Genomic DNA, 25,209 nt, shown 5'->3' with positions numbered 1-25,209 from the left:
GCCGCCGCAGCGGCGCTTAATCATTCAGGCCGAGGCGGTGCGTAGCGCCTTGGCAGTTTGGTCCGGGTGGCCTTGAGGCTCGCGCTGGCGCTGGGCCAACTCGCGGTGCACCTTGGCCAGGGTTTGGTTATCCAGGGGATAAAAGCGCATCACCAAGGCCGCCAGCAGGGCAAAGGCCCCGGGGATCACCGACATCAGCAGCACGATGCCGAGCTGGGCGGCGCCGCTTTGGGCGCTGTTGGCCACATAACCGATGGACGCCAGCACCCAGCCAATCAAGGCCGAGGCCATGGCGCCGCCCAGTTTTTGCGAGAAGGTGGCGGCGGAGAAGGTCATGGCGGTGGCGCGGCGGCCGGTGCGCCACTCGTTGTAATCGGCGGTGTCGGCGTACATGGAAAAGGCCAGGGGCGATTTGGGCCCCAGGGTCAGGCCGATGGCGATATTGAGGGCAAACATCCAGCCCACTGCGTCCTTGGGCAGGAAGAAAAACGCGATGGACAGCGCCCCGGCCAGGCTCATCAGCAGCATCATCAGCTTTTTCTTGTCCATCAGCCGGGTCAGCAGCGGCGTGGCAGCGGCGCCCAGGGCCAGGGCCAGCATGTAGCTCGATAAAAACTCGCCGGTCAGCTCGGGCTGGCCCACGTAGTACTTGAGGTAGTAGACCAGGGTGCTGGCGCGCATGGTGATGGTGATCATGATGATCAGCGCCAGGCTAAACAGCACCAGCCAGGGCTTGTTGCCCTTGAGATCGTTAAGATCCCCAAGCACCGAATTGGCCTCACGGCGAATGGGCTGGATGCGCTCGCGGGTGCTGGCGAAGGTCACCAGAAACAGGCACGCGGCGGCAATGCCAAACACCGCCATGGTCAATTGCCAGCCGAGTTTGGAGTCACCGGCCCCCAGCCAGGCCACCAGTTTGGGGGTCAGATAAGTCACCAAAATGCCGCCGGAGAAGCCGCCGATAAAGCGAAAGCTAATCAGGGTGGTGCGGTCTTGGCTATTGGCGGTCATCACCCCGGACAGCGCCGAGTAGGGGATGTTGATGATGGTGTAGACCAGCATCATCAGGGTATAGGTGCCGTAGGCCCACACCAGCTTGCCGGTGTCGCCAAGGTCGGGGGTGCTGTAGGTCAGTACCCCGGCGCCGGCCATGGGCAACGCCAGCCACAACAGATAAGGCCGGAATTTACCGAACCGGCTTTGGGTGCGATCGGCAATGGCGCCCATTACCGGGTCGGTAAAGGCGTCCACTATCTTGGTGACGAGCATCATGGTGCCGGCGGCAGCGGCGGTAATGCCAAACACGTCGGTGTAGAAGATCATCAAAAAGGCGGAGATGTTGGCCCAGTAAAAGTTAAAGCCCATGTCCCCCAGGCCATAACCTACCTTTTCGCCAAAACCCATGGGGCGTGCTGCATTGTTATCTGCCATGGTGTTTTCCTGTTGGTTGTCCCGGCTACCCTATTGCCCCTGGCGCAGCTGAGCAAGCACCTGCGTCAGCACCTCGGCTGGCGGGCAATCGAGGGCCAGGGTCAGCACATCGGCCTCGCCGGAGGGCGGCTCCATGGTGCTGAGCTGATTGTCGAGCTGCGACGGCGGCATGAAGTGGCCCTGGCGCTGCTCAAGGCGGCGCAGCAGCAGGGCGCGGTCGCCACAAAGGTAAATAAAGAGCGGCCGGTTGCCGGCTTGGCGGATCTGCTGGCGGTGGCGGGCGATAAGGCCCGAATAGCTCAGCACCACCGGCTGGCCGGCAAGCCGATGCTGGCCAAGCTGCTGGCATAAGGTTTCTACCCAGCGCTCGCGCAGGCTGCTGCTCAAGGGCTGGCCGCTGGCCATCAGCGCCTTGCCTTCGGGGCTGTGAAAATCGTCCCCTTCCAGATAGTGGTATCCCAGCGCCTGGCTAAGGTATTGGGCCAGGGTAGTTTTGCCGCTGCCGGCCACCCCCATCACCACCAGATCCCGTTTTTGTTGTTGCTCCATTGCCTGTCGCTGACTCCGGCTTGTCGAACTGTTTGACAGCCTAGCATCGTCATTTGTGATTGCGCAATCATTAACGTTGACGCAATGGTCATGTTGCCGGTGCGCTGTCATCCCTGATGTCGCCCAGTCATGCGCTGGGGCCTGTTGTTATGGGCGCCACGCCTGTTATTTCGGGCACGTTACCCTTTGCATACTGCTGCCTTGATTGAAAAACCTTTGTTACTTTTCCTTGACATCGCTAACGGCTGGTAACTAGAGTCTTACGTCAACGTCAGCTTATGATTGCGCTAACATTTGCAATCAAACGCCAGGGGAGCGAAGCGGCGGAACGTACCGGCCGTGGGCCGGGTATCAGCAGCAGCGAAGCGAATAACAATGAAGGAAAGGCGAGTGAACAGCATCAACGCGAAGAAGTTGGGTTTTCTGGCCGCCAGCGTCATGGCCGCCTTACAGGGGTTGACCCCGGCCATGGCCGCAGACGAGCAGCCCAAGGCCAAAGCCGCCAGCCAGGAAATTGAAACCATCGAAGTGACCGCCACCCGGCGGGTGACCAGCCTGCGCTCCACGCCGGTGGCGGTGTCGGCGTTCAGCCAGGACGCCCTGGACGACAACCACGTCCAGCAACTGTCTGATCTGCAAGGCATGGTGCCCAGCCTGCACATCTCCCAGAACGGTTCTCAGAACACGCCCATGGTCTATATCCGCGGTATTGGTTCGTCCGACCAAACCGAAAGCGGCGACCCGGCGGTGGCCTTTCACGTTGACGGTGTCTACTCGGCCCGCTCCCAGGGTGCCTCTACCCTGATGTTCGATTTGGAGAGCGCCGAGATTTTGCGCGGTCCCCAAGGCACCCTCTTTGGCCGCAACGCCACCGGCGGCGTGGTGAACCTGCATACCGCCAAGCCGCGTCTGGACGGCTTTGATGCCTATCTGGAACTGGGCATTGGCAACTACAACAAGCGCACCACCCGTGGCATGGTCAACATGCCCCTGGCCGACGACTGGGCGGTGCGGGTGGCGGTGGCCACCGACACCGCCGATGGCAACGTCAACCCCACTCCGGGCTCGGTTATCGGCGACAAATACGGCTCCACCGACATGAAAGCGGTGCGCTTGAGTTCCCTTTATGTGCCCAGCGACAAGCTGAGCTGGTTCCTCTCTTACGAGAACTTCATCGATCAGGGCAGCGGCCAAATTCCCACCCGCCAGGGCGGCTCCCACCCCAGCGCCTACATTCAAGTGCCCGGTTACAACGACTACAACGTCGACAGCTACCGCACCCGCCTCGACTACCACTTCGATGGCGGCATTACCGCCTCTTATATCGGCGGCTACACCAAGTCGTCTCGGGTCTCCACCTGGGACAGAAGCTGGCGCCCCGGCAATTTTGAGTGGGGCGGCTGCGTCGATTGCGGCCACAAGGCGGTGCAGCACGAGCTGCAACTGCAAAACGCCGACGACTCACGGCTGCAATGGACGGTGGGCTACTTCTACTTCAAGGAAAACAACGACGTTATCTTCGATATCGTCCACCCCGACAACGACTGGGACGGCGGCACCGGCAACAACCCCAACCTCTACGGCACCTATCGCCAGCCGGACCGCGGCCTGGAGTCCAACAGCCTCTACGCCCAGGGCACCTACTCGCTGACCGACGACTGGCGGGTCACCCTTGGCGCCCGCTACACCGAGGACAAACGCTGGGATCGCGGCGGCCGCAACATCATGTGCCCGCAAGAAGTGCGCACCACCGCGCCCCTGGAGCCCAACACCGCGCCTTATGACGACGGCGGCCTGCTGGGGGGCCTGGCGCCCAACAAAAACACCACCGCGCCGGGCCAGTGCTGGGTCGACACCTACAACGACGCCAGCCCCAAATGGGACAAAACCACCGGCCTTGGCCGTATCGAGTGGGATTTTTCCAGCGACGTGATGTTCTACGCCTCGGTGGCCACCGGCTTTAAATCCGGCACCTTGCAGGACGGCGGCCATTACAACGGCACCGGGCCTTTTACCCAGAGCGATCTGGACGCCATCATCAAGGCCAACAACGACGAGCACAACCAGACCGCCGCCTACGTGGCCCCGGAGACCAACACCAGCTATGAGCTGGGCATGAAGGGGGATTTCCTCGACAGCCGCATGCAGCTGTTCGTGACCCTGTTCTCCACCCGCTACAAGGATTTGCAGGTCACCTCCAACGTCACCAGCCCCACCGGCGCCGACTTGCTGCGTAAAACCAACGCCGGTAAGGCCACCATCAACGGTATGGAAGTGGAGAGCAAATGGCTGGTAGGTGAAAACGGCAAGTTCACCGGCTCAATCTCGGTGCTGGACGCCACCTACGACGACTTTAAAACCACCGATTCCAAGTACGGGGCCGACGGCACTGCCTTTAACCCCTCCGCCGGCAACCCCAACCTCCCCAACCTGCTGGATTTCAGCGGCAACCACCTGGTCAACGCCCCGGACTTTGCCGCCACCTTGGAATATCAACACTACTTTTACCTGAAAAACGGCGCCTCGCTGCGCCCCAGAGTGCGCCTGACCTACAGCTCCGAGATCTGGTTTGATCCGGCCAACCGTGGCGACCGCCCCGAAGGCTTCAAGAACGAACCCTACTTTGCCGACATCGACCGCCAGGACGCCTACGCCAAGTGGGACACCAGCGTCATTTACGAGCCGGCCTCGGGTAACTGGAACCTGGAGTTCTACATAGACAACCTGACCGACAAGAAGATCAAGAGCGATCAGGGCCGCAACTTCAACGACGATGTGCCCAATTTCATGTGGCAAAACCCCCGTCAATTTGGCGCCAAACTCAAGGTGCGATTCTAAGGCTGCCCCCAGCAGGCTTGTTAACAGTGCGCTTCGGCGCACTTTTTTTTGGGGCGAAGAAAGGGTCAGGCCGAGGCGCGGCCAACGATGTTAAAGCCAAGGTCGATGATGCCGCCGCCCTGATGGCGATACTGCTCGGGTTTGAGCAGCATCTGCACCGCCGTTTTGCCCATCTCGAAACGGGAGACGGCCACGGAGGTGATGGCAGGCTCTACCAGGGCCGAGGCTTCCAGGTCGTTAAAGCCGCAGATGGCGAGCTGCCCTGGCACATTGATGTTCATGCGCCGCGCCTCAAAGAGGGCGCCAAGGGCTAAATCGTCGTTGCAGCAGAACACTGCATCGAGCTGGCCCTGGTTGCCCGACAGCGCCGAGCGCAGCAATTGCCCCCCCAGTTTGATAGACGACGCCTGAGGCGTGCTTTGTACCAGCGGCTCAAGGCCGGCATCGGCCATGGCCTGGGAAAAGCCGGCCAGGCGCTGCTGGGTGCGCGGGTCCATGCGGGCCCCTAAAAAGGCGACGCGCCGGTAGCCCTTGGCCAGCAGGTAGCGGGTCATGTCAAAACCGGCCTGGAAGTGGGAGAACCCCACGTTCATGTCGATGGGGCTGTCGGTCAGCTCCATGATCTGCACTATGGGGATCTCGGCATTTTGCAGCAAACGCCGGGCATGGTCGGTTTGGTCGGTGCCGGTGAGGATAAGCCCTTCGGGAGACTGGCTGAGCAAGGTGGCCAGCAGCTTTTCTTCTTCCAAAGGCGAGTAGTGGCAATCCCCCAGCAGCACCTGCAACTTGCTCGGCTGGGCCATCTCGTAGATGCCGGCCAGCACCTCGTTGAACACGATGTTGGATAAGGACGGGATGATCACCCCAATCACCCCGGAGCGTGAGGAGGCCAGGGCACTGGCGGCCTGGTTGCGGATATAGCCGGTCTGCCTGACCGCCATCTCCACTTTGGCACGCAGTTTTTCTGACACCTTGTCCGGGTCGGACAGCGCCCGGGATACCGTAATGGCGCTGACCCCGGCAACCTTGGCCACGTCCTTGAGGTTGGGTTTTCTGCTCATGTCTGCTGGTGATTGAGGGCCTGCCTTAGATATACCACAGCAGGCCCGAAGATAGGGGAGTTTACAGCTCTAAGTTTTTGAATCGAGAGAGGGTTTTTAAAAGCAGCTGCAGCTTGCGGGTGACCTTTTCCAAGTCGCTGCCAAAATCCGTGCTTTGCTCCAGGGCCAGCAGATCCTGGCCCAGCTCTTCAACATAAGGCTTAAAACGCACTGCTTCGACGGTAAAGCCGGTGCCGGGCTTTAGCACCGACTCGAACTGGGCCAGGTTTTCACTGGCCAGGGCCGCCAGTTTGGCGTCGGCATCCAGGGCCTGCTGATAGGCGGCCTTGAGGCTGTTTTTCAGGTGGCCGAGCAGGGCTTGGCGTTGGGTGTCGTTCATAGCTTTAAATCCATCAGGGTTTTGCCGGGCTTGCCGGCTTCTTCCCGGGCCAGGCGTGGCACTAGGTAACCGGAAAGGCGGGCGTTGAGCTGGCGCATGATAGCGCGGGCGCGCTCGTCGTCCACCAGAAAATGGGCGGCGCCCTGCACCTTGTCCAGCACATGCAGGTAATAGGGCAAGATGCCGGCGGCAAAAAGCCGGTGCGACAGCGCCACCAGCACCTCGGCGGCGTCGTTGATGCCGGCCAGCAGCACGCTTTGGTTAAGCAGCGTGACATTGGCGGCGCGAAGAGCTGCGCAGGCTTTTACCAGGTCTTCGCCAATCTCGTTGCCGTGGTTGATGTGCAGCACCAGGGTCACTGGCAGCGCGCTTTGGGCCAGGGTATCGAGGAAGGACTGGTCGATACGACTGGGGATCACTACCGGCAGCCGGCTGTGAATACGCAGTAGTTTCAGGTGCTTGATGCCGTTGAGCCGCTCAATCAGCCAGGCCAGCTCGTCGTCTTTGGCCATCAGCGGATCGCCGCCGGAGAGGATCACCTCTTCGATTTCGGGGCGCGAAGCGATGTAGTCCAGGGCTTGCTGCCAACTGGCCTTGTTGCCGGGGTTGTCCTGGTAGGGAAAGTGGCGGCGAAAACAATAGCGGCAATTGACGGCGCAGCCGCCTTTTAAGATAAACAGTACCCGGCTTTGGTATTTGTGCAGCAGGCCCGGCACAGCGGCGTCCTGCTCGCCTAAGGGATCGGTAGAAAACCCCTGGGCGTCGGTAAACTCAGCCTGGTCTGTCATCACCTGTCTGAGCAGGGGATCTTGGGCGTTGCCTTTTTCCATCAAGGCCAGGAAGGGCCGGGGCACCCGCAGCGCAAAAAGGCGCCGGGCAGCCAGGTCGTGCTCACGGTTTTGCAGGGGCAAACCGAGGGCTTCGAGCAGCACTTTAGGGTCGGAAATGGCGGCTTTGAGCTCATCACGCCAGCAAAGCTCCCACATTGGGGCTTTTGCGGTTATTATTTGCGGCATTATGTTCGCGACAACAGATTGTACAAGAGGCAAAAATGGCGTCCTATAGTACCAACGAATTCAAGGCCGGTCTCAAAATCATGCAGGACGGTGAGCCCTGCAACATCATCGATAACGAGCTGGTCAAACCCGGTAAAGGCCAAGCCTTTAACCGCGTACGCATCAAGAAGCTGATCTCCGGCAAGACTCTGGAAAAGACCTTCAAATCCGGTGAAACCGTTGAAGGCGCCGATGTCATGGACATGGAACTGGCCTACCTCTACAACGACGGCGAGTTCTACCACTTCATGAACAACGAGACCTTCGAGCAGCTGGCCGCCGACGCCAAAGCCGTGGGCGACAGCGCCAAGTGGCTGGTTGAGCAGAACGTCTGCACCCTGACCCTGTGGAACGGCGCCCCTATCGCCGTGACCCCGCCCAACTTCGTTGAGCTGGAAATCACCGAGACCGACCCAGGCCTCAAAGGTGACACCGCCGGTACCGGCGGCAAGCCTGCCACCCTCACCACCGGCGCCGTAGTCAAAGTGCCGCTGTTCGTACAGATTGGCGAAGTGGTTAAGGTTGATACCCGCTCTGGCGAGTACGTCTCTCGCGTCAAGTAATTGACCAAAAAAGAAAAAGCCGGCTGATGCCGGCTTTTTTTATGCCTCGATGGCGCTCCTGCTTTGCTGGGTAAGGGCCACCAGCGCCTTGCGCACCGCCATGGCGTCCATGGCCGGTTCGGCAAAGGCCAGCAACCTGGCGCGCTCCTCACCGCTCAGGCGCAGCAGGCAACCCTCGGGGTGGATGGCCAGCAGCTCGCCGCCGCCGTCTTTGCCAAAGAAATGCTGGCCCATGGCGCTGATGGCATCGAGGTGGTCGCGGTGCATGTGGCCAATCATGCCCGCTTCGGCCTCTTGGTCCCAATCGCCGGTGGCACCTTGCCATTCGCCAAGTTCCAGCCAGAAAATCTTGCCAAAGCCCCCGATAAAGCGGATGCGCTTGGGCAGCAGGCGCCACACCGCGAAATCGTGGGCCTGGCGATAGCCCAAAGATTCAGGGAACTGGCTGGCGTAGCGGGCAAAGGCCGCTTCGTCTTCTCCTTCGGCCAGCTTCTGCGCGTCCCCCAGCACCGTTACCCGGCCCTGGGTGTTTTGGTCGGTCTCGACGGTCTGCTCAAAGACGGTGATCGAACACTTTGGGTCCATGGTGAGGTTGCGGCTGTGCTGGGCGATGTCAGAGATAAACAGCAGCAGGCTGCCGTCGCGGTCCAGCACAAAGGGCGTGACCGAGCCGAAGGGGTAGCCCGGCAGGGCCTTGGAGTGGGTGGCCAGCACCCCGGACTGAATGGTCAAAAGCAGCTGGCGGGCTTGATGTACGGCACTGTTACGCATCGAGGGGTACTCCTGTCTTGGCTTGCCACAAAGGGGCGGCAAGGCCGGGAAGGGGGATGCTTTGCATCGGATGATTATAAAGGCGGCTGGCAAGGGCTGGGGTCAGCTCTGTTGGCGGCAGGTCGGCCAGCAACTTACCGGCTTTTAACAGCAGCAGGCGGCTGGCATATTGGCAGGCGAGGTTGAGGTCGTGCACTACCCACAGCACCAGGGCGCCTTGCTGGCAAAGGGCTTTGACTTCGGCCAGCAGCTGGTGCTGGGCGGCAAGGTCAAGGGCGGCGGTGGGCTCGTCAAGCAGCAGCACCGGCCGCGACACGCCGTGCAGCTGGCAAAGTACCCGGGCCAGATGCAGCCGGGCCAGTTGGCCACCGGAAAGCTCGGCCAAGGGGCGCTCGGCAAGGCCCTGGCAGCGGCAGTGCGACAGCCAATGGTGGCAGGCAGCAGCGCTTGCTTGCGCCGATTCTTCAAAAGGGGCGCGGCCGAGGGTCACCAGTTGGCGGCCGGTCATGGCGCCGGGGCTGGCCGGTTGCTGGCCCAAAAAGGCGCGGCGGCGGGCCAGCATCAAGGGTTGCCAGTGCGGTAGCGGCCGCTCGTCAAGGCTGATGGCGTTTTGCCGGGCGTCGGCCACCTGGTGCAAGAGGGTGGATTTACCGGCGCCGTTTTCTCCCAGCACCGCAATCAACTCGCCGGGCTCGGCGGCAAAGGCGATATTGCTCAGCAGCGTTTTACCCCCGGCCAGGGTCAGGCTGAGCCCGCTTACCTCAAGCATGGTGCCTGCGCAGCAGATACAAAAACACCGGCGTTCCCATCAGCGCGGTGATGATGCCCACCGGCAGCTCCTGGGGGGACACCAGGGTGCGTGCCAGCCAGTCCGACAGCACCATCAGCAGCGCCCCGCCCCAAAGGCTTGCCGGCAGCAATTGGCGATAGTCACCGCCAAACAGCATGCGGCAAAGGTGCGGCACCACCAGCCCGACAAAACCGATGACGCCGGTAAAGGCGGTGGCGATGGCCACCAGTACAGAGACCAGCACCAGCAGCCGTTGTTGCATCTTTTTGACGTCCACACCGAGGGTTTGGGCGTCCCGTTCACCCAGCAGCCACAAGGTTAGCCCCAGCCGCCAGGGCCACAGCCGCGCCAGGGTCAGCACCAGCAATGGCGCGGCGAGAGCCAGTTGCGGCCAACTGGCACCGGCAACGCTGCCCAGAGTCCAGTAGGTCATCAGTTTCAGGCTGGACTCGTCGGCAATGTGACTAAGCAGCCCCATCAGGGCGCCAGCCAGGGCATTGATACCGACCCCGGCGAGAATAAGGTGGGTAATGGACAAGCGGTTTTGCCGGTAGCCAAAGCGGATCACGATAAAGCCGGTAACCAGGGCGCCGACAAAAGCGGCCAGCGGCAGGCGCCACAGCGGCGGCAGCCCCCAATGGATGCCAAAGACGATGGAGCCAAGGGCGGCCAGGGCGGCGCCGGAGGAAAGGCCCATCAGCCCAGGGTCGGCCAGCGGGTTGCGGCAAAGCCCTTGCAGCACGGCGCCGCTGCCAGCCAGCGCTGCGCCCACTAGCATCGCCAGCAATAGCCGTGGCAGGCGGATTTGTTCAAGGGCAAGGGCCGCCGGGCTGAGGCTGCCCTGGTGCTTATCCGCCAGGTATTGCCACAGCAGCCAGGGGTCTGAGCCGGCCGGGCCAGTCGAGAGACTCAGCCAGCAAAGGGCCAGGGCCGCCAGCAGCCAAAGCCCGCGCGGGTGGGATTTAATCCAGTGCATGGCGAAGGGCCTTCACGGCAGTGAGAACCTCTGGCCCCTGGGACATCACCAAGGTGGCGGGCAGGGCCCGGACCTTGCAGCGCTGGCCCAGCAGGTTCAGTGGCGGCTGCTGGCAAAGGGCCTGGGGCGTGGCACTCACGTGCTCGGGCACCAGGATAAGGTCGATACCGGACAGCAGCATCTCCCTGGAAAAGGGTTTGTAGCCTTGCTGGCTGGCCGCCACATTGTCAAAACCGGCCAGCGCCATCAGGGTGTCGGGCCAGGTTTGGGTGCCGGCCGCTATCAGGCCCCGGTCCGAGGCGCTTAGCAAAAACAGCACTCGGGGCTTGGCCGCCAAGGGCTCAAGGTGGTTGAGGCCGTCTTTGATGCGGCTCACCAGCGCCGCTGCCGCCTGGGGTTTGTCCAACCATTGGCCCAGCAGTGCAATGTGGCTGTAAAGGCCGTCGATACCGGGGGCCGGAGGGAGCTCTCGCACCTTAACGCCGCTGGCGGCCAGCTGCTCCAGCACTGCTGCCGGGCCGGTGCCGGGGGCGGCCCACAGCTCGTCGGGCTTGAGGCTCAGCACTCCTTCAGCGCCCAGTTGGCGAAAATAACCGAGCTTGGGGTAGTGGCCCTGGCTGGTGGAGTCGGTTCCGACTATCCACTGCTCGCCGCCAAGGGCTTCGACTATCTGGGTGACACTGGCACCGGTGGTGATCACTTTCGGGGTTGCCAGTGCCGCGAAGGGCAGCCATATCAGCCAGAGCAGGACGCGCATCAAATACCTTTAGATAGTAATTCTCATTAACACGAATTATTATCATTTAAGGCTTGGTTGTCCAGTTGTGCGAAATTGCCCATCGCAATTACAGATATTGCCGCTTTTACTTTTGTTTAATCAGAGTTAACTTAAGCGCCCGGCTGGACACCGGCTCCTAACCTCCTATTTCTGATAAGGAAATCGCCATGGAAAACTACATTTCTGTACTCAAGCAATACGCCAACTTCTCTGGCCGCGCCCGCCGCCAGGAATACTGGATGTTCTTTTTGGTTAACATCCTGATTTATATCGCCTTGGCTATCGTCATCAGCGTGCTGAATGTGCCGGCACTGACTTTCCTTATCGGTATCTACGCCCTGGCGACCCTGGTGCCTGCTCTGGCGCTGACCGTGCGCCGTCTGCACGATACCGGCCGCAGCGGCTGGTGGATCTTTGTGCAGATGATCCCCGCCGTCGGTGGCATCGTGTTCCTGGTGTTTGTGTGTCTCGATAGCCAGATTGGCAGCAATGAATACGGCCCTAACCCCAAAGGTGTTGCCGGTAACCCCATCGCCGCTTAATAGCGCCGATGCGAAAAAAGCCCGCCAAATGGCGGGCTTTTTTGTGGTTGGGCGCCGCCTTAGAAGGCGTAGCGCACCCCTAAGGTCAGGTTGCGCCCCGGCAGCGGCGCCTTGTCCTTCAAAAAGGAGGTGTGGGGCCGGGCTTCGCGGTCGGTAAGGTTGGTGCCTTTTAGGTAGAACAACACATCGCCGGCGGTGGTGAAGTAGCGGTAGCTGACGCTGGCATCCACCAGGGTGTAACCGGCGCTTTCGCTTTCAAAATCGGCCACCTTGTCCTGGCGGGCATAGCGCACCGCCCCCAGCTCGCCGTGCCAGTCCTGCCAGTCGTAGTTGAGGGTCAGCCCCAGGCGCAGCGGCGAGATGCGCGGCAGGTTGCCGCCGTCCTTGAGCTTGCCGCGGGTGTAATCGCTAAAGGCATCGACTGACCAATCGCTACCCAGGGGAATGTTCAGCGCCGCTTCAAAGCCGTAGAGGCGGGCATCGGCCTGGCTGTATTGGTAAATGGGCAGGCCTTCGCCGTGGTGATGGTGCTCTTCTTCCTCGGCGCCTTCTTCTTCGTCTTCGCCCACCAGGGTGCCGGTGTTGCGCTGGTAGAAGTAGTTATCCACCTCGTTGTAGAAGAGGTTTAGCGACCAGGACCAGTCACCCTCGAATTTACGCAAGGTGAGATCCAGGTTGTTGGCCTTTTCCTGGCTCAAGCTACCGTCTTCGGGGTGGGCGTGGTCGCCATGGAGGTGATAGAGGGCGCCCACTTCAAAGGTGCCGGTGGCCAGGTGCGGGCCATAGCTGTAAAGCTCTTCGGCGGTGGCGCTGCGCTCGGCGTGGGTCAGGGCCAGGCCCAGGGTGTAGCCGGGGCGATATTCCCAGACGCTGCCAGCCGAGAGGCTGAGGTTGGTGTCAGACTGTTTCTCTGGGCTGAACAGCTCATCGCCGTCGTGGCCTTCGAGGATGATGGTGTCGGCCTTGATCTGGTAGTGCTCGACCCGCGCCCCCAGCTCCAGGTTGAGGTTGCCAAACTGGCGCTCTTCTACCAAAAAGGCGGCCAGGGAGTCGGTTTTGGAGCTGGGGGTGATGGCTTCTTCGCCGGTGGCGGAGAAATCCCGGTGGCTGCCGTGCAGGCCGATAACCCCTTGCCATTCCGCCAGCGGCTTGTGGTAGAGGCTAAGGCGCGCTTCCGATGCCTTGTTTTTAAAGGTGGTGGCGGCCAGGCCCTCTTCCAGCTCCTGATGCTGGTAGTCGGTGTAGGCGGCGGCAAAGCTCAGCCGGCTAAAGCCCGCCAGGGGGTCGTTAAGGCCCGCCAGCAACTGATAGTGGGTCTTTTTCAGGTCGATACGTACCCCAGGATGACCTTCTTCCTCGTGTTCTTCATGCTCATGTTCTTCTTCATGCTCATGCTCATGCTCGTGTTCATGGCCGACGATGCCGTAGTTGGACTCCAAACGGTTGGCCGACACCCCGATAAAGCCGCCCTCGCCGGTGTAGGAAAGGCCGGCGGTAGCGTCGTCTTGCTTGATATCGGAGTTGTCCAGCTTGCCATAAGGCTGGGGCTCGTCTGGGGCCTTTTCGCCGTAGCCTGGGATATCCACGTCATGGGTGCGGCGGCGATTGCCATCGAGGTGAAAGGCCAGAGTGCCATTGCCGCCGTTGAGGCTGGTGCTGAGGGTACGCTCGTCGGCGCCGGTGCCGTAGCGGGCATCCACATTGCCCGACAGCGCCTCTACCGGGTGCTGGGCGATGCGGTCGTCTACCACGTTCACCACGCCGCCGATGGCGCCGTTGCCGTACAGCAAGGTGCCGGGGCCGCGCAAAATCTCGATTTGCCGGGCGGTGCCAGCCTCGGCGGTAACGCTGTGGTCGGCCGAGAGGGTGGAGGCGTCAGCGACCGACAAGCCGTTTTGCAGCACCTTGACCCGGGGGCCGTCCATGCCGCGAATAATGGGGCGGCTGGCCACAGGCCCGAAATAGCTCGATTGCACCCCCGGCTCGCGGGCCAAGGTTTCCCCCAGGGTGGGCTCGGTGGCGCGCAGCAGTTTGTCGTCGGCCAGCACCGTGACCGGGGTGGCGCTTTCCAGCACTGAACGGCCAAGGGCGGTACCGGTGACGGTGATGTTCTCGATGTTGCTGGCGCGCAGCACCAAGTCGAGGGTGGTCGTGCCGGTGGTCAGGTCCAGATCCCGCTCCTGGTGCACAAAGGCGCCGGCGCCAAAATGCAGATGCAGGTGCTGGTTGTCGGCCACTGTCAGTTGGTAGCGGCCTTGCTGGTCGGTGTAGATGCGCTTTTGGGCGCTTTGAATTTCGACGCCGACGATGGGGTTACCTTGTTCGTCGGTGATGGTGCCTTGTACTTGGGCGGCCCACACAGGGGCAGCCATGCCTGCGGCGCCGAGCGCCAGGCAAAGGGGGGCAAGTTTCATACTGCCGGTCCTCTAAAACAGCAAACAAAATGAAGCGTCAGGTTGTCTTGGGGCTGTCAGAGAAGCGGTGGGCCGCGGGCCCGAAGCACCAGTTCATGGGCCGGGCGCAGCAGTTGGGCCACCAGCACATGGGGGGGCAGCCGCGCCGGTTCGGCTGGCGGTGGGGTAGTGGAGCTATGAAGGGCTTTGTCCTGGTGCTGATGATGATGGTGGCAAAGGCTGCAACGGTGCTGATCCCCCAAATGCTCGGTGTCGTCATGGGCGATGGCCCAGCACTGGGCAACCACCAGCCACAGGGCCAGCAGCAACCAAGTTGGTCGATGACGAAAGGGGTTGAGGAAAGTCATGTCGGGTCCGTTAACAGCACGGCGCTACCCTAAAGCCACCAAGGCCAGGGGTAAAGTAAAATATGTTAGACAGTAACAAAGTCAGGATAAAAGAAAGCCGGCCCAGAGGCCGGCTTGTCGGGCTTAGAAGCTGTAACGCACGCCCAGGGTCAGGTTGCGGCCCGGCAGGGGCACGGTGTCCTTGAGGAAGGAGGTGGCAGGCCGCGCTTCCTTGTCGGTCAGGTTGTTGCCTTGCAAGAACACAAACAGGTCGCCGCTGCTTTGGTAGACGTGGTAGCCCACCGAGGCGTTGACCAGGGTGTAACCGGCGGTGTCGGTTTCGTTCTCGGCGGTTTTGTCTTGCTTGCTGTAGGCGGTGGCGCCCACATCGGCATGCCAGTCCTGGTAGTCGAAGTTCAAGGTAGAACCCACACGCAGCGGCGAGATGCGCGGCAGGTTGCCACCGTCTTTGAGCTTGCCGCGGGTGTAGTCGCTCATGGCGTCGATAGACCAGTAATCGCCGATGGGTACGTTCACTTGCGCCTCAAAGCCGTACAGGGTGGCGTCGGCCTGGCTGAATTGATAAACGGGCAGGTCGCCGTCTTCTACGTCGCCAAGGTCGGAGGCGACCAGGCCGGTGTTGTGCTCATAGAAGTAGTTATCCACCTTGTTGTAGAACACGCTCAAGGTGCCGGACCAGGCGCCGTCGAACTTACGCAGGGTCAGGTCCAGGTTGTTGGCGGTTTCCTGTTTCGGGTCGCTGCCAACCGGGATAACGTTGCCGCCGTTGATGTCGTACAGCGAGCCCACTTCAAAGGTGCGGGTTGCATCGTGGGGGCCGTAGCTGTAGAGCTCTTCGGCGGTGGCGCTACGCTCGGCGCGGCTCAAAGAAACGCTCAAGTTGTAGCCGGGGGTGAAATCCCAAACGGTACCGGCCGACAGGCTCAGATCGTTGTCCTTGATGTCGCTGGGGGAATACTGCTGGTCACCGGCCAGACTTTCTAGGTCCATGGAGCCGGATTTGAGGTGGTAGTTCTCCAGGCGGCCGCCCAACTGGTAACGAAAATCCCCTACCTTGCGCTCCTGCACGATAAAGGCGGCAACGCTGTCGGTTTTGGTGTTGGGGGTCAGGGACTCTTCGCCGTCGATGCGGTAATCGCGGTGGGTGGCGTGCAGGCCCACTACCCCTTGCCACTCACCCCAGGGGTCGTTGGCCAGGGTCACGCGGCCTTCGCTGTACTTGTTGGTAAAGACGGTGTCTGGGTCACCGTTTTCCAGCTCGGCGTGGGTGTAGTGGGTGTAACCGCCGTCAAACTTCAGGCTCTTAAAGCCTTTGAACGGGTCGTTTAGGCCACTGTGCAGCTGCCAGGCGGTTTTACGCATGTCGATGCTGACCGTCGGCTCGTCGCTGCCCGCTTCAGAGGGCGGAATGCCGTATTTGTTCTCGGTGCGGCTGCCGGACACGCCAATGTAGCCGTCATCGCCGGTATAACCGGTACCAAAGCCAAAGTCGTCCAGGCTCAGTTGGCTGTTGGCCAATTTGCCGGAGGGGTTGTCTACCCCTTCGATGGCCTGGCCGGGGATGTCTTCGTCGCTGGCGCGTCTGTGGGTACCGTCCACGTGCCAGTAGTATTTGCCGTTACCGGTGTTGAGGTTGGCCACGGCGGTTTTGCCGTCGTCTACCGTGCTGTAGCGGGCGCCGACGCTGCCGGTCATGCCGTCAATGGGTTGGTCTGAGTAGCGGTAATCCACCACGTTGACCACGCCGCCGATGGCGCCGTTACCGTACAGCAAGGTGGCCGGGCCACGGAGGATCTCGATTTGCCGGGCGGTGCTGGCCTCGGTGGTAACGGCATGATCGGCCGATACGGTTGAGGCGTCACCTACCCCCAGGCCGTTTTCCAGTACCTGCACCCGAGGGCCGTCCATGCCGCGAATAATGGGGCGGCTGGCGGCAGGGCCAAAGTGGGAGGCTTGCACGCCAGGCTGGTTTTCCAGGGTGTCACCCAAGGACGGGGCAGTGGCTTTACGCAGCGCATCGTCAGACAGCACCGACACCGGGGTGGTGCTTTCAAGGGCAGTGCGGCCCAAGGGACTGCCGGTAACCACGATGTTCTCAACGTTCACCGGTGCCAGCACGAAATCCTTACTGAGGCTGCCGGTCGCGGTGTCTATCTCGACTTCCGAGTGGGCGAAGTTATCGGCACCGGCGTGCAGGTGCAGGTGGCTGTTGTCGGCCACTTTCAGGCTGTAGTTGCCGTTTTTGTCGGTTACGGCCTGGGTGGCGGCGCCATCAACGGAAACGGCGGCGCCAACGATGGGGCTGCCGGAGGCATCGGATACGGTGCCGGTCACGACGGCGGCAAAAGCAGGGGTAGCCAGGCCAGCCGCAGCCAGCGCCAGATATAAAGGAGCAAACTTCATCTTTCTGTCCTTAAAAACAGCAAATGTCTGAAAAGGTTTAAATGTGGGCTGTTGTTAAGGTCAGGCCGGCGGCCCGCGTACCGGCATGCGGCGATAGCGGGGCGGTTGGGGATTTTGATAGCCCAGGCCCTGCTCGGGGGCAGGGACCATTAGGGCGGTAACGACCGGCAGCGCGAAGCTGGGGCCGAGGTCGGAGTGTTCGGCAAAATTACACAGCTGACAGCTTTGTTGGTCTTGGACCAGGCTGTGCTTGCTGGCGTGGATGATTGCATAGCCCTGAATAACTACCAGCCAGAGGGCCAGTAGCATCCATAACCGAGAGCGGTGTTGTGGGCGAAGCAATGTCATAAAGCGGATGTTATTACCTAACAGAGGCGAACACCTTACCCAGTTGCCATCCGGCCGTCCAGCCCCAATGGTTAACAATTGTTTCAGAACGTCAGGTTATATGGCTAAGTAACCATTCCCGGCTACGGGCCGGGTAGTTGCTGAAGATGCCATCCACCCCCAATTGCTGCAGGCGATGCAGATCTTCGGGCTCGTCCACCGTGTACACATACACCTTGAGCCCCAGGGCCTGGGCCTCATACACCAGGTGCTTGTCGATAAAGCTGCAATCCAAGTGCAGCGAGAACACTTTAAGCGGCCCCAGCATGCTGGGCAGTTCCAGAGGAATGTGGCTTATCAGCAGGCCAATGGGCCAGTCGGGTTTGAGGGCCTGAAAAGCCGCCAACTGGCGATGGTGGAAAGAGGAGATAAGCAGATCCGCGGGTTGCCAGCCAAGCTCGTCAACGGCTCGCTCCAGCAGTGGCACCAGCACCGGCAGCAGATCGTGGGCTTTTAGCTCCAGGTTGAGCTGGCAGCGCCCGGCGCACAGCTCCAGCACCTGCCACAGGGTAGGGATGGGTTTGCCATCGCCAGCATCCACCGCCGCCAAGTCTTGAGGCGTCTGGTTTTCCAGCAGGCCATGGCCGGTCTTGGTGCAGTGGTGTAGCCAACGGTCGTGGAGGATGTAAATCTCGTCCTGGTAGCGCTGCAAGTCCAGTTCAATGGCTTCGGCGCCTTGCTCGAGGGCCAGTTCGAAGGCGGTCAGGGTGTTGTCGGGCGCCTCACCTGAGGCGCCTCTGTGGGCGAAGATCTTCATAGTGCGTTGCTACTTAAGGCCCCTTGGGGGCGAGAGGAGGTTGCAGCATATTGACGTCCACCTTGGGCCAGGCAAGGGTAATGCCACGAGCTTTGAGCTGTCGGTGAATGTCGCTGTAGAGCGCGTGGCAGGTACGCAGGCGATGGTCGGTGTCGCCCACGTAGGCGCGCAGCTCGAAATCCAGAGACGACAACCCAATACCCAGCAGGTAGGCCGAGGGTTCGGGTTGGTCCAATACCATGGGGCATCGTTTGGCAGCCTCCAGCATCAACTCTTGCACCAGGTCCGTATCGGAGCCGTGGTTGACGCTGATACGGATGATAAGCCGGGTGGTGGGGTCCGACAGCGACCAGTTCACCAACTGCTCGGTGATAAAGGCCTTGTTGGGCACGATGATCTCTTTGTGGTCCCAATCCACTATGGTGGTGGCGCGGGTATTGATGCGGGTTACGGTGCCGGAAAGGTCACGAATGGTGACCGTATCGCCGATGCGAATGGGCTTTTCAAACAGGATGATAAGGCCCGACACGAAGTTGGCGAAGATCTCCTGCAAGCCAAAGCCCAAACCTACCGTCAGGGCCGCTACCAGCCACTGCGCCTTGGACCACTCGATGCCCAACAGGCCAAAGGTGGTCGCCACACCCACCACGATAACCAGGTAACGTGACACTGTGGTGATGGCAAAACCGGTGCCGGGGCTGAGCTGCATTCGCTGCAATACTGCCAGCTCCAAAAGGCCGGGCAGGTTGCGGCTGCCAATCACCATCAGCGTCAGCGCCAGCAGTGCCCAGATAAGGGCCATCAGGGTTACCGGCACGTCTTGTTCTTCACCGTCGATGGTGGTGGTAACGCTGTAGAGGTTGATGTGCTCGAAGTAGCTCAGGGAGTCGTACATGGACGACCACAGCGCCACCAGGGCGATCACCGCCGCCAGTTTAAAGAGGGTGCGCATCAAGGCGATGGACTGGCTGGAGATGGTGTCCACGTCGATAAGGGATTCTTCCGACGGCACCTCGGGGCCGGGGTCGGCCTCTTCGGTCTGCTGCTCTTTGCTGCGCTGGGCTAGCAGCTCGGCCCGTTTGATTTTGGCCTGGGCAAAAGCGATTTTGCGCCGCTCGATCAGCAGCCAGCGCTTGGAGAGGTAATAGGCAAAGGCAAAGCCACACAGCATCAGCAGGGAAAGCTGTTCCAGCCAGAGGATTTGCTGGGCGGTGTAGTAGTAACCGGTAATGGCCAGCACCAGGGATACCGCCGGCAGCAAGATGGCCACCCACCACAGCAGGTAATGCCAGTTGCGGGGCCTGACCCCTTTTTCCAGGTTGTACACCAACAGCGCCCGGTGCTTGTAAAGCTGCTGGTAGAACACCGCCAGGCCCCCGGCCAGCGCCATAAAGGTGAGCCGGCCAAGGCCCTGGCGAATGGCCTCGTCGTTTTGCAACTGGCAATACACCGTCACCATCAACAGCGGCGTGGCAATCAGCGCCAGGCGCCGCACCAACAGCCTAAGCCGTTTTACCCCGGCGGCGCGCCAGCGAAAATGGCTTTGCAGTATGCCCTCGTCGTGGGTGAGGTTACGCACCGTCAGCCAGATGGCGCTGCCGGCGGCGCCGGCCATCAAGGCCATGGCAAGGGCCGGTTGGGTTTCTTTGGCAATGAGGCCCAGCACCAAGAACAGCAGCGGCAGCGGCGTAGCGTAGCCAAGGGTTAACGCCAGGGCCTTGACCGTGGCGCGGATGGTGTCGCGGGTGACATTTCCCACCGGTTTAGCAAGCTCTGCCAGGCGTTTACGCAGGCGGTTGAGCTCCAACCAGCGGATCACCATGGCCAGCACCATCAACCCCAGCACCAGCGCCACCAACAGCGGATGGTGGCTGACCCTGAATTCGTTGCCTTCCACCAGCTTGTGGCGCACAAACTGGTAGCTGTCATCCACCAGAGAGGTCAGCCAGTCCCAGCTCAGGGGCCGGGCATTGGGTATCCAAAACAGATGCCCCTCGATAAGGGTCTTGAGCTCGCCGACGGTCTTTTCGAGATCCCCGGTGGCAATCTCCAACTGAGTCAGGTGGTTTAAGTATTCAAAGGTTCGCTCGGAGAGCTTTTTAAGCAATTGGCGGCGGGTGTCGAGGAGCTTTTTGGCTTGCTGGGCCTGTTTGGCAGAGAGCTGGGCCAGGGCGTCGTCCGGTACCGGGCCCTTGAGCTTCTGGTCGTACTCGTATTTATCGATACGGGCCTGGTTGATGGCGTTAATCAGCTGCTTGTGCTGAAAGTCCCGAGGCAGCTGGTCATAGCGAATGCGCAGGGTTTCGCCAAAGGCGGCGCTCACTTTCAGCCATTCAATCTGCTTTTGCACCGACGACTGATACTCGCGCCATTCCAGGTTCTTTTGTTTGACGTCTCGAAGCTTGGACAGCGCCGAGACAATTTGATTGTTAAGGTCGGTCAGCTCATCGGCGTAGCCGACGCTCTCCTGGGCCAGTTGGTCCAAAAAGGGGTTTTGGTAGTCATGGTCCAGGCTTTCGACCAAGGTAGCCTGAATACGTGCCTGGCGCTTTTCATTAAGGGCCGATTGCATCGCCGATTGCTGGGCCACCTTGTCGGCGATTTGCAGGCTCAGCAGCTCTTGGTCCACTTCCTTTAAGCGCAGCCGCTGGCTGGCGGAGGCATCTTCCAGCTCCAGACGGCGGATCCAGGCTTGCAGCATGGCCACCTTGGCTTGCGCCACCGCCATATGGGCCTGGCTCAGGGCGTCGGTGCCGGAGAGATTGTCCAGGTCTTGCTGCTGTTGGTTTAGCTCGTTACGCAGGTTGGCGGCCTGGGTGCTGCCCTGGCCCAGGCGGCTGGAGATGCGGCTTTGCTCGCTGATCACCTTGTCCAACTGGTCGTTCAGGCTCTGCTGGTCGCTGACAACCTGGGGCAGTTCCTGGTCGAGGCGGGTTTCGCTCCAGCTTTTGTAATTGGGCAGGGTAGGCGATTGGTAACGGGCAAGCTCGGCCTCTTTTTGGGGCAGCAGCTTGGGGAAGTTGTCGATAACGTCCTGATATTGCTTGGCTACCTTGAGGTGGTCGTCACGCTGGCCCAGCAACTGGGCCGCCTCGCCATAGAGAGACGCCAGCTGTTCGCTTTGGGGATCGGCAGCCTTCTTGGCGGCCTGGGCCTTGGTTTGCATCTGCTCTTTGAGCAGCTTTTGAAAAGGGCTGTTGGCTTGGGCGCCAACACTGAGCAGCAATGCCAGGGCAAGGCAGGTACGAAACAATAGGGGCATAACCGATCCCGGAACTTAAGTCTTTCTCATCCTAGGGCTTTTTAACCTGGCCCGCCACAGCCAGGGGCTGGGGTTCAGGGCTTTTGGGAACGGGCCGCCAGGGTCTCGAACACGGCCGCGCTGACCACCAGCACGCCGCCGACGAGAGTACGCCAATCGGGGATTTCATGCAGCACCAAGGCCGCTAAAACCGTGGCATAGATAGGTTGCAGACAGGAAATCAGTGCCACGCTTTTTACTTTGAGGTTGCCAAGGGCCTGGGCCAACAGGGCGTGAGGGGTGGCGGTAAAGCCAATGCCCAGCACCAGCAACAGCCCCCAACCCCACAGCGGCATTAAAAGCGCGGCGCTGCTTTGAAAGGGCGCCAACACCACCGCCGCCACCAGACACTGGTAGAACATGGCCTTGGGGCCGGAGTGGTGGCTGAAGCGGTGTTTGTGCAGCAGGTTTCTCAAGGTAAAAAGCAGCGCCGACAGCACTCCCAGCGCCACCCCTTGGGTGGTGCTGTTATCGAGGTTGGTGTCCGGCACGATAAGCACGATGCCCACCAGCACAATGGCGGCGGCCAACAGATCGCGAGGATGGGGCAGTTGGCGCTTTATCATCGGCTCGAGCAGCACCGCCATCACCGGGTAGGTGAAAAAGGCGATCATCCCCACCGCCACGGTGGAGACCTGCATGGAAGCAAAATAGGTGACCCAGTGCAGGCTCACCACCACCCCAAGGGCGAGGGCGGTGGCGTATTCGCGGCCACTGCCAAGGCGCAACCGGCCTTTGGTGGCTTTGACCACCAGCGCCAGGGTGAGGGCGGCAATGACGCAGCGCAGCACCGTCATGTCCAGGGCGCCAAGGGGAATGAGTTTGGCAAAGAGCGCGGTGCCGCCAAACAGCAACACCGCGATATGCAGTTCCCAAAGACTTCGGGAAGAGGGCATCAGTTGGACTTGCTGGCGAAGGCTCCGCCCAGGCGGGTAGTGGTGCCGGGGGCCAACTCCTCGGCAAAGGCCACGGCCTGCTCGCCAAACAGCAGCACTACGGTGCTGCCCAGCTTGAAGCGGCCCATTTCTTCGCCCTTATCCAAGGTGATGGCCTTGAGGTGGCGATAATCCCAGTGGCGCACCTCTTTGCCGGTTGGCGGGCTCACGGTACCGGCCCACACCGTTTCGATGCTGGCAACGATGGTGGCGCCCACCAGCACCAGCGCCATGGGGCCAGCTTCGGTTTCCCACAGGGTGACCACCCGCTCGTTACGGGCAAATAGGCCGGGCACGTTTTCGGCGGTCAAAGGGTTTACCGAGAACAGATCGCCAGGCACGTACACCATGTCGGTGAGGGTGCCTTTAATGGGCATGTGAATGCGGTGATAGTCGCGCGGCGCCAGGTAAATGGTGGCAAAGCTGCCGTTCTGGTAGGGCTCGGCAAGAGCGGGAACGCCCAGCAGGGCTTGTGCGCTGTAGTCGTGGCCCTTGGCCTGGATAATGCGCCCGGCAGTTACCGGGCCTAACTGGCTGACGGTGCCGTCCACCGGCAACACCAGGTCGGTGTCAGCCAGAGGGCGCAGGCCGGGTTTGAGCTCGCGGGTGAAGAAATCGTTGAAGGTGGCAAAGTCCGCCGGGTCCTGCAGCTTGGCCTCGCTCATGTCCACTTTGTACTTGTTGATAAAAAAGCGGATAAAGGCGCGGGTGACAAACCCGGCCTTGGCGCTGGCCAGAAACCCGGTCAGTCGGGACAGGCCATGCTGGGGGATAAGATACTGCAGGGTGATTTTCAGTTGGTCTAACACCGTGAATTCCTTGGCGATTAAAGGGTGCTGTCAGGCGAAACTGGGCCGGCTCTCGGCCAGCGAGTCAACAATGCGATGGTAACTGTCTAGGCGGCTTTGGGCCAGTTCTCCACGGGCAATGGCGGCATTGAGGGCGCAGCCCGGATCGGCCTTGTGTTTGCAGTCGCGAAACTTGCAGGTGCCCAAAAAGGCCCGGAACTCGCGAAAGCCGCGGGCGATGGTAGTTTCGTCCAGGTGCCAGAGCGCAAATTCGCGAATGCCGGGGGAATCAATCAAATCCCCGCCGGTGGGGAAGTGAAAGAGTCTGGCCACCGTGGTGGTGTGCTGGCCAAGGCCGGAGTTCTGTGACACGTCCCCCACTTGGGCTGCGGCGTCCGGCAGCAGCCGGTTCACCAGAGAGGATTTACCCACCCCCGACTGGCCGACAAAGATACTCACTTCATCTTGCAGCGTGGCCTCAAGCTCTGCCATGCCTTCGCCTTTTTTCACCGACACCAGCAGCACCTGGTAGCCAATGTCGCGGTACAGGGCTAATTGCTGCTCGGCGTCCTGGCGGGCCGCCTCGTCCAATAGGTCGGTTTTATTGAGGATGATCACCGACTCGACCCCCAAGGTCTCGCCGGCCACCAGGTAGCGGTCGATGATGTGGGTAGAGAGCACCGGCAGCACCGAAGAGACGATGTACATCTGGTCGATATTGGCGGCCACCGGCTTGATGCCGTCGTAGAAATCCGGGCGGGTCAGCACCGAATGGCGCTCGTGTACCGCCTCAATCACGCCGCTGATACCGGCCAGGGCCTCGTTGCCCCGGCGCCACACCACTTTGTCGCCAGTGACCAGCGAGCCGACGGTGCGCCTCAGGTTCAGGCGGTGCACCTTGCCCTCAGCATCTTCCACATCGGCGTGCTGGCCAAAGCGCGAGAGCACCAAGCCTTCTTCGGGGCTGCCCAGCAGGGCATCGTCGATGGCGACCTCGTCCTGCTGCTTAAGACGTTTGGCATGATTGGCTTTAACCCGGCGCTGTTGGCCGTGGGTCAGTTTGCTGCGTTTGGCCACTTTGTTCCTGGCTGCTGCTGACGTAAAACCCTATGATACACCGAGGTGCCCCTTCAGAAGAAAACCCATGAGCAAAGACAACCTGATTTGGATTGATCTGGAAATGACCGGCCTGGATCCGGAAAAAGAGCGGATCATCGAGATCGCCACCATCGTCACCGACAAAGACCTTAATATTCTGGCCGAAGGGCCGGTGCTGGCGGTGCATCAGAGCGATGCGCTGCTGAACGCCATGGACGAATGGTGCACCCGTACCCACACCGCCAACGGCCTGGTGGCCAGAGTCAAGGCAAGTGCCTTATCCGAAGCTGACGCCGAGGCGCAAACCATCGCCTTTTTGCAAAAGTGGGTCGACAAGGGCGCCTCGCCGATTTGCGGCAACTCCATCGGCCAGGACCGGCGCTTTTTGGTCAAATACATGCCAGAGCTTGAGGCCTACTTTCACTACCGCAACCTTGATGTCAGTACCCTTAAAGAGCTGGCCCGGCGCTGGGCGCCGGCAGTGCTTGGCGGCATCAAGAAGAAAGAAACCCACCTGGCCCTGGATGACATCCGCGAGTCCATCGAGGAGCTGCGTTACTACCGTGACCATTTCCTGAAACTGCCGGTTGCCTAAAAAGGCGCCAAACAGTATTTGGGGATGTTGCGCAGACGAAATTTTTAGGTACAATGCGCTCCGCTGTCGGGGAACAATACCGACGGCGGGCTGTAAGGCCAAAGCGCGGGAATAGCTCAGTGGTAGAGCACAACCTTGCCAAGGTTGGGGTCGCGAGTTCAAGTCTCGTTTCCCGCTCCAAATTTAAGGCGTAGTTGGTTAAATTAATTGACTACGAGGTGTGAGAATCGCGACGGTCGCGAGCCGAATGTCGGCCCAGCCAAGTCTCGTTTCCCGCTCCAAATTTAGATGATTCGGGCTTAGACCAGGGTCATGGCGAAAGCCAAAAGTCGTTGCTCAGGCAGCGCACACAATGCGGGAATAGCTCAGTGGTAGAGCACAACCTTGCCAAGGTTGGGGTCGCGAGTTCAAGTCTCGTTTCCCGCTCCAAATTTAAGGCGTAGTTGGTTAA

22 protein-coding genes and 2 tRNA genes are annotated in these 25,209 nt (G+C 60.8%); 6 read left to right on the top strand and 18 right to left on the bottom strand.

Annotation, left to right across the window (positions count from 1 at the left end):
- Positions 1-24: 24 nt before the first annotated feature.
- Both EDC28_RS16840 and EDC28_RS16835 read right to left on the bottom strand, forming a co-directional pair.
- On the bottom strand, positions 25-1,431 hold the full coding sequence (locus EDC28_RS16840; RefSeq protein WP_123422372.1) for an MFS transporter: 1,407 nt from the start codon (positions 1,429-1,431) through the stop codon (positions 25-27).
- Between the two features lie 30 nt (positions 1,432-1,461).
- Positions 1,462-1,980 (bottom strand): gluconokinase, encoded by a 519-nt coding sequence (locus tag EDC28_RS16835; RefSeq protein ID WP_123422371.1) that lies wholly within the window; start codon positions 1,978-1,980, stop codon positions 1,462-1,464.
- A 390-nt stretch (positions 1,981-2,370) separates the two neighbouring features.
- On the opposite strand from EDC28_RS16835, the gene EDC28_RS16830 reads away from it, so the two are divergent.
- The gene (locus EDC28_RS16830) at positions 2,371-4,818 is read left to right on the top strand and encodes a TonB-dependent receptor (RefSeq protein ID WP_050659891.1); all 2,448 of its coding nucleotides are present in this window, start codon (positions 2,371-2,373) and stop codon (positions 4,816-4,818) included.
- 65 nt (positions 4,819-4,883) lie between these two features.
- On the opposite strand, the gene gntR is transcribed toward EDC28_RS16830, so the two are convergent.
- The 3 genes from gntR to epmB all read right to left on the bottom strand — a co-directional run bounded on the left by gntR (position 4,884) and on the right by epmB (position 7,274).
- Positions 4,884-5,879 (bottom strand): HTH-type transcriptional regulator GntR, encoded by a 996-nt coding sequence (gene gntR, locus EDC28_RS16825; protein WP_050659890.1) that lies wholly within the window; start codon positions 5,877-5,879, stop codon positions 4,884-4,886.
- 61 nt (positions 5,880-5,940) lie between these two features.
- Entirely contained in the window at positions 5,941-6,258 is a 318-nt protein-coding gene (locus tag EDC28_RS16820) for a hypothetical protein (protein ID WP_050659889.1), read from the bottom strand.
- Positions 6,255-7,274: an EF-P beta-lysylation protein EpmB gene (gene epmB / locus EDC28_RS16815; protein WP_170164159.1), complete on the bottom strand. Its 1,020-nt coding sequence runs from the start codon at positions 7,272-7,274 to the stop codon at positions 6,255-6,257. Before epmB ends, EDC28_RS16820 begins: the two co-directional genes overlap by 4 nt.
- A 35-nt stretch (positions 7,275-7,309) precedes the next feature.
- Here epmB and efp point away from each other — a divergent pair, with 35 nt between their 5' ends.
- Positions 7,310-7,876, top strand: a complete 567-nt coding sequence (gene efp / locus EDC28_RS16810) for an elongation factor P (protein ID WP_050659887.1) — start codon at positions 7,310-7,312, stop codon at positions 7,874-7,876.
- 39 nt (positions 7,877-7,915) lie between these two features.
- On the opposite strand, the gene EDC28_RS16805 is transcribed toward efp, so the two are convergent.
- From EDC28_RS16805 to EDC28_RS16790, 4 genes are read right to left on the bottom strand one after another with little or no spacing between them, the layout of a single operon-like run.
- Complete coding sequence (locus EDC28_RS16805; RefSeq protein WP_123422369.1) at positions 7,916-8,647, bottom strand: HugZ family pyridoxamine 5'-phosphate oxidase; 732 nt, start codon at positions 8,645-8,647, stop codon at positions 7,916-7,918.
- Complete coding sequence (locus EDC28_RS16800; protein WP_123422368.1) at positions 8,640-9,416, bottom strand: ATP-binding cassette domain-containing protein; 777 nt, start codon at positions 9,414-9,416, stop codon at positions 8,640-8,642. The genes EDC28_RS16805 and EDC28_RS16800 overlap by 8 nt, the downstream gene beginning before the upstream one ends.
- On the bottom strand, positions 9,409-10,413 hold the full coding sequence (locus EDC28_RS16795) for a FecCD family ABC transporter permease (protein ID WP_123422367.1): 1,005 nt from the start codon (positions 10,411-10,413) through the stop codon (positions 9,409-9,411). Before EDC28_RS16795 ends, EDC28_RS16800 begins: the two co-directional genes overlap by 8 nt.
- Positions 10,400-11,170: a heme/hemin ABC transporter substrate-binding protein gene (locus tag EDC28_RS16790; RefSeq protein WP_050659883.1), complete on the bottom strand. Its 771-nt coding sequence runs from the start codon at positions 11,168-11,170 to the stop codon at positions 10,400-10,402. The genes EDC28_RS16795 and EDC28_RS16790 overlap by 14 nt, the downstream gene beginning before the upstream one ends.
- Before the next feature lie 188 nt (positions 11,171-11,358).
- Between EDC28_RS16790 and EDC28_RS16785 the strand changes: the two genes are divergently transcribed.
- The gene (locus tag EDC28_RS16785; protein WP_050659882.1) at positions 11,359-11,733 is read left to right on the top strand and encodes a DUF805 domain-containing protein; all 375 of its coding nucleotides are present in this window, start codon (positions 11,359-11,361) and stop codon (positions 11,731-11,733) included.
- Between the two features lie 59 nt (positions 11,734-11,792).
- Here the strand turns inward: EDC28_RS16785 and EDC28_RS16780 are convergent, their stop codons facing one another.
- The 9 genes from EDC28_RS16780 to rsgA form a co-directional block, all read right to left on the bottom strand.
- Entirely contained in the window at positions 11,793-14,147 is a 2,355-nt protein-coding gene (locus tag EDC28_RS16780) for a TonB-dependent receptor (RefSeq protein WP_123422366.1), read from the bottom strand.
- Positions 14,148-14,203: 56 nt separating this feature from the next.
- Complete coding sequence (locus EDC28_RS20055; RefSeq protein ID WP_148049872.1) at positions 14,204-14,494, bottom strand: hypothetical protein; 291 nt, start codon at positions 14,492-14,494, stop codon at positions 14,204-14,206.
- A 123-nt stretch (positions 14,495-14,617) separates the two neighbouring features.
- Complete coding sequence (locus tag EDC28_RS16770; protein ID WP_123422364.1) at positions 14,618-16,897, bottom strand: TonB-dependent receptor; 2,280 nt, start codon at positions 16,895-16,897, stop codon at positions 14,618-14,620.
- Positions 16,898-16,957: 60 nt separating this feature from the next.
- The gene (locus tag EDC28_RS16765; protein ID WP_050659878.1) at positions 16,958-17,206 is read right to left on the bottom strand and encodes a hypothetical protein; all 249 of its coding nucleotides are present in this window, start codon (positions 17,204-17,206) and stop codon (positions 16,958-16,960) included.
- Between the two features lie 130 nt (positions 17,207-17,336).
- The gene (locus tag EDC28_RS16760; protein WP_050659877.1) at positions 17,337-18,041 is read right to left on the bottom strand and encodes a glycerophosphodiester phosphodiesterase; all 705 of its coding nucleotides are present in this window, start codon (positions 18,039-18,041) and stop codon (positions 17,337-17,339) included.
- 13 nt (positions 18,042-18,054) lie between these two features.
- Positions 18,055-21,303, bottom strand: coding sequence for a mechanosensitive ion channel domain-containing protein (locus tag EDC28_RS16755; protein ID WP_123422363.1), 3,249 nt, complete (start codon positions 21,301-21,303; stop codon positions 18,055-18,057).
- 74 nt (positions 21,304-21,377) lie between these two features.
- The gene (locus EDC28_RS16750) at positions 21,378-22,238 is read right to left on the bottom strand and encodes a DMT family transporter (RefSeq protein ID WP_050659875.1); all 861 of its coding nucleotides are present in this window, start codon (positions 22,236-22,238) and stop codon (positions 21,378-21,380) included.
- Positions 22,238-23,086 (bottom strand): archaetidylserine decarboxylase, encoded by an 849-nt coding sequence (gene asd / locus EDC28_RS16745; RefSeq protein ID WP_123422362.1) that lies wholly within the window; start codon positions 23,084-23,086, stop codon positions 22,238-22,240. Before asd ends, EDC28_RS16750 begins: the two co-directional genes overlap by 1 nt.
- Positions 23,087-23,116: 30 nt before the next feature.
- The gene (gene rsgA, locus EDC28_RS16740) at positions 23,117-24,142 is read right to left on the bottom strand and encodes a small ribosomal subunit biogenesis GTPase RsgA (protein WP_050659873.1); all 1,026 of its coding nucleotides are present in this window, start codon (positions 24,140-24,142) and stop codon (positions 23,117-23,119) included.
- Positions 24,143-24,209: 67 nt separating this feature from the next.
- Between rsgA and orn the strand changes: the two genes are divergently transcribed.
- The 3 genes from orn (at position 24,210) to EDC28_RS16725 (ending at position 25,187) form a co-directional block, all read left to right on the top strand.
- A complete protein-coding gene (gene orn / locus EDC28_RS16735; RefSeq protein ID WP_123422361.1) occupies positions 24,210-24,758 on the top strand; it encodes an oligoribonuclease in 549 nt (182 codons plus the stop codon).
- A 105-nt stretch (positions 24,759-24,863) separates the two neighbouring features.
- A tRNA-Gly gene (locus tag EDC28_RS16730) sits at positions 24,864-24,938 on the top strand.
- 174 nt (positions 24,939-25,112) lie between these two features.
- Positions 25,113-25,187: transfer RNA gene (locus tag EDC28_RS16725), tRNA-Gly, on the top strand.
- The last annotated feature ends 22 nt before the right edge of the window (positions 25,188-25,209 follow it).

The organism is Gallaecimonas pentaromativorans (assembly GCF_003751625.1).
Classification (GTDB): domain Bacteria; phylum Pseudomonadota; class Gammaproteobacteria; order Enterobacterales; family Gallaecimonadaceae; genus Gallaecimonas; species Gallaecimonas pentaromativorans.
This window is presented reverse-complemented; position numbering and strand designations above follow the sequence as displayed.

Bases quoted from the DNA above. Each gene is read 5' to 3' on its own strand.
- EDC28_RS16790 (WP_050659883.1), bottom strand. From the start codon at position 11,170: ATGCGCGTCCTGCTCTGGCTGATATGGCTGCCCTTCGCGGCACTGGCA.
- EDC28_RS16770 (WP_123422364.1), bottom strand. From the start codon at position 16,897: ATGAAGTTTGCTCCTTTATATCTGGCGCTGGCTGCGGCTGGCCTGGCT.
- EDC28_RS16795 (WP_123422367.1), bottom strand. From the start codon at position 10,413: ATGCACTGGATTAAATCCCACCCGCGCGGGCTTTGGCTGCTGGCGGCC.
- EDC28_RS16800 (WP_123422368.1), bottom strand. From the start codon at position 9,416: ATGCTTGAGGTAAGCGGGCTCAGCCTGACCCTGGCCGGGGGTAAAACG.
- EDC28_RS16780 (WP_123422366.1), bottom strand. From the start codon at position 14,147: ATGAAACTTGCCCCCCTTTGCCTGGCGCTCGGCGCCGCAGGCATGGCT.
- epmB (WP_170164159.1), bottom strand. From the start codon at position 7,274: ATGCCGCAAATAATAACCGCAAAAGCCCCAATGTGGGAGCTTTGCTGG.
- EDC28_RS16760 (WP_050659877.1), bottom strand. From the start codon at position 18,041: ATGAAGATCTTCGCCCACAGAGGCGCCTCAGGTGAGGCGCCCGACAAC.
- orn (WP_123422361.1), top strand. From the start codon at position 24,210: ATGAGCAAAGACAACCTGATTTGGATTGATCTGGAAATGACCGGCCTG.
- EDC28_RS16820 (WP_050659889.1), bottom strand. From the start codon at position 6,258: ATGAACGACACCCAACGCCAAGCCCTGCTCGGCCACCTGAAAAACAGC.
- EDC28_RS16765 (WP_050659878.1), bottom strand. From the start codon at position 17,206: ATGCTACTGGCCCTCTGGCTGGTAGTTATTCAGGGCTATGCAATCATC.
- EDC28_RS16755 (WP_123422363.1), bottom strand. From the start codon at position 21,303: ATGCCCCTATTGTTTCGTACCTGCCTTGCCCTGGCATTGCTGCTCAGT.
- efp (WP_050659887.1), top strand. From the start codon at position 7,310: ATGGCGTCCTATAGTACCAACGAATTCAAGGCCGGTCTCAAAATCATG.
- EDC28_RS16840 (WP_123422372.1), bottom strand. From the start codon at position 1,431: ATGGCAGATAACAATGCAGCACGCCCCATGGGTTTTGGCGAAAAGGTA.
- EDC28_RS16750 (WP_050659875.1), bottom strand. From the start codon at position 22,238: ATGCCCTCTTCCCGAAGTCTTTGGGAACTGCATATCGCGGTGTTGCTG.
- EDC28_RS16805 (WP_123422369.1), bottom strand. From the start codon at position 8,647: ATGCGTAACAGTGCCGTACATCAAGCCCGCCAGCTGCTTTTGACCATT.
- EDC28_RS16785 (WP_050659882.1), top strand. From the start codon at position 11,359: ATGGAAAACTACATTTCTGTACTCAAGCAATACGCCAACTTCTCTGGC.
- EDC28_RS16835 (WP_123422371.1), bottom strand. From the start codon at position 1,980: ATGGAGCAACAACAAAAACGGGATCTGGTGGTGATGGGGGTGGCCGGC.
- EDC28_RS20055 (WP_148049872.1), bottom strand. From the start codon at position 14,494: ATGACTTTCCTCAACCCCTTTCGTCATCGACCAACTTGGTTGCTGCTG.
- gntR (WP_050659890.1), bottom strand. From the start codon at position 5,879: ATGAGCAGAAAACCCAACCTCAAGGACGTGGCCAAGGTTGCCGGGGTC.